Consider the following 9,229-nt stretch of genomic DNA (forward strand, 5'->3'; position numbering starts at 1 on the left):
CAGTCTACAAGCTGTTCATTTAGATGACATCTACGATTTAGCTTCGGTGACTAAAATTTTAGGCCCATTACCAGCACTTATGAAGCTCGTTGATGAAGGTAAATTACAGTTGGATATACCTTTTAGTATGTATTGGAAACCTTGGCGAAAAAGAAAGGACAAAAGAGACCTTACTTTACGTGAAATATTAGCACATCAAGCTGGTCTAAAATCGTATACGATATTTTTAAATGCTGTTATAAATTCAAAAAATACAGTAAAATCAAGGTTTATAAAGCACCGTAGAATGAATGGTTATGAAAAAGAGGCGTACCCTGGCCTCTTTGTAAAAAACAATTTTAACAAGAAAATGTATCGCATTATTAACCGCTCTAAGGTTAGTTCAGAGAAAAAATATCTGTATTCAGGACTTCCTTTTCTAATCTTTCCACAACTTATAGAAAATCTAACAGGCGTTTCCTACCACACATACTTAACACAGAACTTCTATAGGCCAATTGGTGCAAATACATTAGGATTTACACCAAAAACAAAAAATTATACCAATAAGATTATTCCAACGGAATTAGATACCCTTTTTCGTAAAGATATAACACAAGGTTGGGTACACGATGAAAATGCAGCCCTACTCGGCGGCGTTTCTGGTAATGCAGGATTATTTGGCACCGCAACAGATTTAGCCAAAATAATGCAGATGTATCAAAACTATGGCATTTATGATGGTAAAAGATATATTTCTGAGGCAACCTTAAAAGAGTTTTCTAAAATTCAATACCCAGAAAATGAAAATCGAAGAGGTCTTGGTTTTGATAAACCTTTACTTGGGAATGACACTTTGCCTCTAAAAAAGGCATACCCTGCCCCGCAAACTTCCAAAAATAGTTTTGGACATGCTGGGTTTACTGGTACTTTTGTATGGGCAGACCCAAAAAACCAATTGGTATTTATATTTTTATCCAATAGAGTATATCCTACTAGAGCAAATAGAAACCTTTACAAACTGAATATAAGACCCGCATTGCAGAGTATTTTCTATAAAGCCGAATTGCCAAGTTCCATAACACATTAATATTCAATTTATACGTATTTTAGTGCCCATAAACATTATCTATGGGACTTTTAATTTTTTATGCTCTTATTTCTATCTTCTTTTCCTTTCTATGTTCAATTCTAGAAGCAGTATTATTAAGTATTACTTCAACCTTTATTAACGTAAAAAAAAAGGAAGGCAAAGCATTTGCAATAACCTTAGAAGAACTTAAAAAAGACGTAGATAAACCCCTTATTGCTATTCTTACCATAAATACCATAGCACATACAGTTGGTGCTATTTTAGTTGGTGTACAGGCCAAAGTTGCCTATCAAGAATTGTATGGCAGTTCACAACATTCCCTTTTCGGAATAGAATTCTCAGAAGAGCTAATGGTTGGTGTTGTTTCTACAATAATGACACTACTAATTTTAATAGCCTCGGAAATCATCCCAAAAACTATTGGAGCAACCTATTGGAAACAACTTTCTAACTTTACTGCCAAAACCTTGAAAATCATGGTTGTAACCTTAAAATGGACTGGTATTTTATGGGTTTTACAATTATTCACAAAACTTGTCGGTGGTAAAGGACATCATGGTAGTGTTTTAAGTAGAGAAGATTTTACTGCAATGGCAGATATTGCACATGAGGAAGGTGTTTTTCAGGAATCGGAATCTAAAGTCATTAAAAACTTATTAAAATTTGATAAAATCCTAGTAAAACATGTGATGACACCTCGTTCTGTTATGATTACGGCATCGGAAAATGACACTATAGATTTATTTTTTAGAGCAAACCCAAAAATGCGTCACTCTAGAATCCCCACTTACAAGGATAACCTTGATCATATTACAGGCTACGTCCTAAAAGATAATATTTTGGAGGAAATGATTCATAAAAATGGAGATAGCCCTCTAGCTACTATACGAAGAGAGATACTCGTTACCAATAGAAATACACCGATTCCCCAGCTTTTTGAAACGCTTATTGAAAAACGCGAACACATTGCTTTGGTCGTAGATGAATACGGCTCTGTTAGCGGCTTAGTTTCTATGGAAGATATTATTGAAACCCTACTAGGCCTAGAAATAGTAGATGAAAGCGATAACGTTGAAGATTTACAACATTTAGCTCGTAATAATTGGAAGGCTCGGGCAAAGCGTTTAGGCATTATAGAAGAAAATTCTGAATTAGAATAGTATGGAAGAGGCACACATAAATACTCCTTTAGGAATCGCTAAAATTACAGGCGATGTAAATGGTCTTGCCTCTATTACCGTACTTAATTCTGATGAACCTATTACAGATGTTATTCCCGAAGTATTAGAAGATGCCGTGTACCAGCTAACAGAATACTTCAAAGAGGAGCGTAAAGTCTTTAACTTAACCCTAAACCCAGAAGGAACAGATTTTCAAAAACGTGTTTGGAAAGCCTTAGAAGAGATTCCTTATGGAAAAACAATTTCCTATATGGATCTCTCCAAAACATTAGGAGACCCAAAGGCTATACGAGCAGTTGCAGCTGCCAATGGCAAGAATCCGCTTTGGATTGTAATCCCATGCCATAGAGTAATAGGCAGTGATGGCTCTTTAACTGGCTACGCCGGCGGATTACATAGAAAAAAATGGCTTTTAGAGTTAGAAAGCCCGGCTAAACAGCAATCGTTATTCAATAATTAGCAAACCAATTGGTTTGTTATATAAATATTACGTACTACTTACGCCCTTTTTTAAGGATTTAATCGGTAGACAATATAGATATAACGATCCAAGCTATAGGCATAAGACGATAATCAAATTGCATAACCAACTGCCAAGTTGGTTCTACTAAAATTCCTAAACAATTATTATGCTATGAAAATAGAGGGTTTTTAATTGCTCATTTTTCCGTATTTTTCTACCATTGAAGTTCTTAATCTAAATTCTATGCTACAGAAAATTAATCTTGAGTATATCCTCTTTCTTGATATTGAGACCGTTCCTGAACAAGAGCATTTTGATAATTTAGATGCTGATAAAAAAGAACTTTGGGAACAAAAATCTAGATACCAACGTAAAGATGAATTTACAGCAGAAGAGTTTTATAGCCGTGCAGGTATTTGGGCAGAATTTGGTAAAATTGTTTGTATTTCTGTTGGTTATTTTAATTTTAAAGGAGACATAAGAACCTTTAGAGTTACTACTTTTCATGGGGAAGAAAATACCCTTTTAAAAGAATTTAAAAATCTACTAAATTCTCATTTTAGCGGACCAAAACATATGTTATGTGGGCATAATGGTAAGGAATTCGATTTTCCATATATAGCCAGAAGAATGATAATCCATGGTATAGATTTACCCTATAAACTAAACCTATTTGGTAAAAAACCATGGGAAATTCAACATTTAGATACCATGGAGCTATGGAAATTTGGAGACTATAAACATTTTACCTCTCTAAAACTTATGGCAAACGTTCTGGGTATTCCCTCGCCTAAAGAAGATATTGATGGTAGTATGGTGCGCCAAGTATTCTATGAAGATAAAGATATAGACCGTATTTGCACCTATTGCGAATTAGATGTTATTACCACAGCCCAAGTTTTTCTACGTTTACGGAACGACAATTTGTTGGCTACCGAAGAAATAAAAAGGATTTAATCTTTATAAAATTTAGTGGTAGACATTCCTTTCGATGTATCAATAACTAGAATATACATCCCAGAAGACAGATTAGAAACAGAAATACCTTCTTGGGAAACTTTACCATTATCTACTTCTAATCCAGAGGTAGAAATAATCTGAAAATGACTATCTGCTTCTTTATCTCCGTCTAATTGAATAATATCTGTAGAAGGGTTAGGATATACAGATATCGAAGGAGCTACATTATTCTCTAAACTAAGAGGTTCTAAAATTTCATCCAAAACAGTTGTCAAACCTCCAAAAGTAAATGAAGAGATTAAACCGAATTCTGATGCAACATTTTCATTACAAAAGGTTCGCATACGAGTTTCATAAGCTATACCTAACTCCAAATCAGATATCTCCAAAACATTCTCATTGGTATATTTTGTATTCCAATCTATTGTACTTATTTCTTTATATTGTATTTCGTACAGCGCATCTGGAACAGCATCCCATTGTAAGGAAACCTTATCCTCGTACCCTTTTATACCAATATTAGAAGGAGCTATAAGACTACATTCCGTAATTGCAGCACCAGAAACTAGCAAAGAAAAATTTTGCGTTTCATTGGTTAATTTCCCCTTATGCGTAACTGTTATGGTATATTCTCCACTAGCATTATCAATATCAATCCTCTCAAAAGTATCTACTAGATTATCGCCTTTTGTTGCCGCTTTTGTTGCATTTGTAGCACTAAGCTTCCAAGGGTAATAGGTGTTATAATTTTGTGTAACTCGTATATCTAAATCATTCACCAATGCGGCTTGCCTATTATTCACTATATCTCTATTAATAAAAGTAGAAGCTGGGTCTGTCCAAGAGATAGATGCGGATAGTTGTTCCCCTTCAGGAATAGTTACTGTTATAGTATACGTTTCTCCTTGCGAGAGGCTTTCTTCCTTTATAAGGCTTCTGTATTCTTTATTTACCAATACTTCCGCAGCTTTTTTAGTATTCATTACGCCCCAACCCATTTGATAATCGGGTCCGGTAGTAGCGACATCATCCGCAGTATGTAATACCAATCCTTTTAAAGTTGCTGCTTTCACGAAAGAGCCATATAGCCTTTGATTATACTGTTGTAACAAGAGCATAGAACCCGTTATTCCAGGTGTTGCCATAGAGGTTCCTGTCGAGGAATTATAACTAGTATCGCTATTAGAATATGTAGCATAAACATCTGTACCTCGACCTGCGATATCTGGTTTTATTCTACCATCATCCACAGGGCCAAAGCTACTATAAGCAGCAACTGAGGCTTTTGTCAAAGCACCATTTTTATCAATTTTAGCTTCTGCCGCAGCAACAGTAATACCGTTTTTACAAGTGGCAAAACCCAAAAGCATATCATATCCCTTTCCTACTGCCTCAGAAATTGGTTGCTCATTATCACCAGATTTTTGGGCATTACCCGCTGCAGTTACCATTAGATAATACGGTGCATTATACATTAAATCATCCCAATCTTTGGTTACACGTAAATACGATCCAAAATACCAATCTGGTACACGGTCTGTAATTATACCATAAGAATGGTTAGATAATAATAGCCCGTTTGCCGCCGCCTTAGCAGCTTCAATTTTATCTCTACTCCAATCACTTGTTATCCCTGTCGCTTCATAAGCAACTCCTTTTGCTTTTTCTTTCTTCCCCGAAGCTATTAAAGTCCCCATAACCATCGTGGGATGCGCATCAATTTTTGTACTATTATCCGCAACAGTCACCCGAGAATCAAATTCCACATGCGTTTTACGTACAATACCAGCATCCCAAACCCCAACTTGCATTCCTTTCCCTGTAATACCCAAACGCAACAAACCGTCTTTATACAAAGAGCTTGCTCTAGATGTAGTACTCACATGGTCATAAAAAGTAGTATAGTAAATTGGAGTTCCGTCTTCTCCTATATCTAATAATTCTATTGTACTTCCATTAGGAAGTTCCTCTTTTAATTGCCATCCATTTTTTTGAGCTAAGTAACTTATTTCTTTTTGCTTTTGGAAAAATCGATTCTCTAATTTAGAAACCATTTTATCTATCTTAGAAATGTTATACACTTTAGTAATCTTCGTTTTCTGAGTTTTTGTCTGGCCATAAGAAAGTAACGGACTTAATATAAAAAGAAAGCCCATAACTAGCTGATAAAACCATAGACAAGTAGGTTGTCTGGAGTCCATAAAATATATTGTAAGATTTAGACTACAAATATATTTTAGAAACAAACCCTACTTAAAAACAATACCCCATTTTCGATGAATTACATACCTAATTCTTTTGTATTGTTGTGAAAGTGCAAAATAACGATGCGTAAGAATATTCTTATATTAAAATACTTTTAATTTACTCTCCTTTTATGCTTAGGAACTAAATTTAAGTTGAATATAAACTGGGAAATGATCACTATAACCACCGATGTATTTTTTTCCAACATAGGTTCTATAAGGACTCCCCTTAAACTTGCCTTTAAATTCGGTTAAAAAACTATCGTCAAAAATATTAGCATGTGCAAAACTATGTGTTCCCTTTTCGTAATTAAAAAAATTATGAGAAACCATAATTTGGTCAAATAAACTCCAGTGTTTTCTATAACTAGTACTACCCCTTTGGTTGGGAGCGTGTAGTTTTTCCATCGGATTATATAGTGTAGTATCCTTTACTAAGGTTTGTAAGCTTTCAGAAATTGGGTTATCATTAAAATCGCCCATTATAATATAATTTGGGTCTACTTCTTGTTCTTCTATAGTAGCCATTACCCTCCTTAAAGTTTTGGCAGCCTCTATTCTTTTATAATCTGTTTCTGTACTTCCATCTCTTCGAGAAGGCCAATGATTCACAAATAGATGTACTACCTCGCCATTTAACTTCCCTTTTACATAGAGAATATCCCGTGTAGTATCCCTAACTCCTTCTAAATTATGTATAATTAAAGCGACAGGCTCAGAATGTAAAACTTCAAAATTACTTTTAAGATATAATAAGCCTGTATCAATTCCACGCTCATCTGGCGAATCGTAATGTACATATCCATAATCTATCCCTAGTAAAGGTTCTGTATTTAAAAGATCCTTTATCACTTCTTCATTTTCTACTTCAGCAATACCGACCAAAACAGGTGGTTTCTCTGCAGATTTATATCCTATTTTACTAATAACCTTAGCCAATTTAAACAATTTTTTATGGTACCTTTTCTTTGTCCATTTCTTAAAACCTGTTGGTGTAAAGTCATCATCTAAGGTTTTTTCATCATCAACCGTATCGAATAAATTCTCAAGATTATAAAACGCAACTGTATAAAGTTGTTGGTCTTTCTTTTTTTTAAATAAGGAAAAAAACATGCATTTTGTATTGGGTTGCGAAATTTACAAAATAGCTAGTTGAGATTTACGTAATTTTACACTTTATAGAATCTATGATAGAAAAGAAAACCATTGCCTATGAAAAGGCTGTTCTAATAGGCGTTATTAATAAAGAACAGAATGAGAAGAAAGTAACGGAATATTTAGACGAACTAGAATTTCTTACGTATACCGCTGGTGGCGAAGTTTTAAAACGCTTTGTACAAAAAATGGATGTGCCTAACCCAAAAACCTTAATTGGTAGTGGTAAAATGGAAGAGGTAGGAGCCTATGTGGAAGCTAATGATATAGGTTCTGTGATTTTTGATGATGAGCTTACACCAGGACAACAACGAAATATAGAGAAAGAACTAAAATGCAAAATCATTGACAGAACTAGTCTAATCTTAGATATTTTTGCGCAACGAGCTCAAACTAGCTATGCTAGAACCCAAGTAGAATTAGCACAATACCAATATTTATTACCTAGATTAACTGGACTTTGGACTCACTTAGAGCGACAAAAAGGTGGAATTGGTATGCGTGGTCCTGGAGAAACAGAGATTGAAACAGATAGACGTATCGTTCGTGACCGTATAACACTACTTAAAAAGAAATTACTAAAGATTGATAAGCAAATGGGAATCCAACGAGGAAATCGTGGGGCCCTAGTACGCGTAGCTTTAGTAGGATATACTAATGTGGGCAAATCTACTCTTATGAATGTCATTAGTAAAAGTGATGTTTTTGCCGAAAACAAACTCTTTGCAACCTTAGACACAACAGTACGCAAAGTTGTTATAGGCAACCTACCTTTTCTTTTAAGTGATACGGTTGGTTTTATACGTAAATTACCAACACAGTTAGTAGAAAGCTTTAAAAGCACATTAGATGAAGTTAGAGAAGCCGATTTACTATTACATGTTGTTGATATTAGCCACCCCCAATTTGAGGAGCATATAGATTCCGTGCATAAAATTTTATCCGAAATAAAAAGTATCGATAAGAAAACTATTATGGTCTTTAACAAAATTGACCAATACGAACATGAAACGATAGAGGACGATGACCTAATAACGGAAAGAACCTCTAAGCACTTTACCATAGCAGAATGGAAAAAAACTTGGATGCAAAAAGTAGGAGACAGAGCCCTTTTTATATCTGCTCTAAACAAAGAAAATTTAGATGAATTTAGAAAACGGGTTTATGATGAAGTTCGCGATATTCATGTAACGCGTTTCCCTTATAACAATTTCTTATATCCAGAGCATTTAGATGAATATTAAGCGAAGAATTTTATAGGGTTTACGTAGTTCATCGGAGAAAGAATACCTCTTGTATTTTTCACAACATTGTAGCACCACTTCACAACATAAATTGTTTAAAATCTTAAGGCTCGTATTATCTTTGAAGTGTAATTAAGATAAGAACTTAACCGAAAAATAACCAAGTGTCTTTTCCCCAAAACGATACTTAACCTAAAAAAATTACCGAATTTAGTTTCGGCCCTAAATTTTACAGAATACCTACTTAACTAAAAAATTGGCCCTTTCCTAAAAGGGCTTTTTTTATGTATTTTATTCCCCCAGTGGGTTTAATGATTCAATGCTTGCTTCCAAATGTTTAAAATTAATTCCGTATAATCCCTCGCGGGTTTACCTTGAGGTAATTTACTTACATATTTCTCCTGCCAAATATTATACCAAACCATTTTCTTTTGCTTTTTTAAGAATTGGCTTTATACTACCAGATTCTAAATCAAAAACTTCTGCGATTCTTCTTTTTCTTCTCTCTATGCCAGGTAAAGATAATGGAATGTACTTTGTCAACTCTTTAAGTTTAACCCCTAAAGACAGTCTATATAAAATTTCTCTATCCAAAGAATCAAAAAGGTTGTTTCTACTCATTTCCTTTTTAAAACAACGTATAACAATTTTGGTTTTGTAAAATTAATACCATGTGTTTCTTAAATTTCTCGTAGTCCACTTCGGCTTTAATCATAAAACCTTCCGGATTTATTTTTTTAAAAATACTATGTAATACATAATTACTGGTAGTAGAAGTAACAATAACAATTTTAGTTTTTGGCATACTTTGGGTCAAGCGTAAAACTTGGGGACAAAGTTTAAAATTATAACTTTGAACTAAATTATATACTTTAAAATTTGAACTCAAACTTAGCTAAATATTTACT

The 9,229-nt window shown here is 34.1% G+C and carries 9 protein-coding genes; 5 read left to right on the forward strand and 4 right to left on the reverse strand.

Annotation, left to right across the window (positions count from 1 at the left end; genetic code table 11):
- From QZZ51_RS15050 to QZZ51_RS15065, 4 genes are all read left to right on the forward strand, one after another.
- Nucleotides 1–1,069 (forward strand): serine hydrolase (locus tag QZZ51_RS15050; RefSeq protein ID WP_291871143.1); only part of this gene is annotated, 1,069 nt, incomplete at its 5' end.
- Between the two features lie 41 nt (nucleotides 1,070–1,110).
- On the forward strand, nucleotides 1,111–2,232 hold the full coding sequence (locus QZZ51_RS15055) for a hemolysin family protein (protein WP_291871145.1): 1,122 nt from the start codon (nucleotides 1,111–1,113) through the stop codon (nucleotides 2,230–2,232).
- A 1-nt stretch (nucleotide 2,233) separates the two neighbouring features.
- Nucleotides 2,234–2,713 carry a methylated-DNA--[protein]-cysteine S-methyltransferase gene (locus QZZ51_RS15060; RefSeq protein ID WP_291871148.1) on the forward strand — a complete coding sequence of 160 codons (480 nt, stop codon included), beginning with the start codon at nucleotides 2,234–2,236 and terminating at the stop codon, nucleotides 2,711–2,713.
- A gap of 246 nt (nucleotides 2,714–2,959) precedes the next feature.
- Nucleotides 2,960–3,673: a 3'-5' exonuclease gene (locus tag QZZ51_RS15065; protein ID WP_291871150.1), complete on the forward strand. Its 714-nt coding sequence runs from the start codon at nucleotides 2,960–2,962 to the stop codon at nucleotides 3,671–3,673.
- Here the strand turns inward: QZZ51_RS15065 and QZZ51_RS15070 are convergent.
- The gene (locus QZZ51_RS15070) at nucleotides 3,670–5,877 is read right to left on the reverse strand and encodes a S8 family serine peptidase (RefSeq protein WP_291871152.1); all 2,208 of its coding nucleotides are present in this window, start codon (nucleotides 5,875–5,877) and stop codon (nucleotides 3,670–3,672) included. The genes QZZ51_RS15065 and QZZ51_RS15070 overlap by 4 nt on opposite strands.
- A 180-nt stretch (nucleotides 5,878–6,057) precedes the next feature.
- Nucleotides 6,058–7,035, reverse strand: coding sequence for an endonuclease (locus QZZ51_RS15075; RefSeq protein WP_291871154.1), 978 nt, complete (start codon nucleotides 7,033–7,035; stop codon nucleotides 6,058–6,060).
- Nucleotides 7,036–7,109: 74 nt separating this feature from the next.
- Here QZZ51_RS15075 and hflX point away from each other — a divergent pair, with 74 nt between their 5' ends.
- The gene (gene hflX / locus QZZ51_RS15080; RefSeq protein WP_291871156.1) at nucleotides 7,110–8,321 is read left to right on the forward strand and encodes a GTPase HflX; all 1,212 of its coding nucleotides are present in this window, start codon (nucleotides 7,110–7,112) and stop codon (nucleotides 8,319–8,321) included.
- A gap of 411 nt (nucleotides 8,322–8,732) precedes the next feature.
- On the opposite strand, the gene QZZ51_RS15085 is transcribed toward hflX, so the two are convergent.
- Nucleotides 8,733–8,942: a hypothetical protein gene (locus QZZ51_RS15085; protein ID WP_291871159.1), complete on the reverse strand. Its 210-nt coding sequence runs from the start codon at nucleotides 8,940–8,942 to the stop codon at nucleotides 8,733–8,735.
- A 7-nt stretch (nucleotides 8,943–8,949) separates the two neighbouring features.
- The gene (locus QZZ51_RS15090) at nucleotides 8,950–9,126 is read right to left on the reverse strand and encodes a hypothetical protein (protein WP_291871161.1); all 177 of its coding nucleotides are present in this window, start codon (nucleotides 9,124–9,126) and stop codon (nucleotides 8,950–8,952) included.
- Nucleotides 9,127–9,229 lie beyond the last annotated feature (103 nt).

The sequence above is a fragment of the Maribacter sp. genome, from assembly GCF_016744255.1.
Lineage (GTDB): Bacteria > Bacteroidota > Bacteroidia > Flavobacteriales > Flavobacteriaceae > Maribacter_B.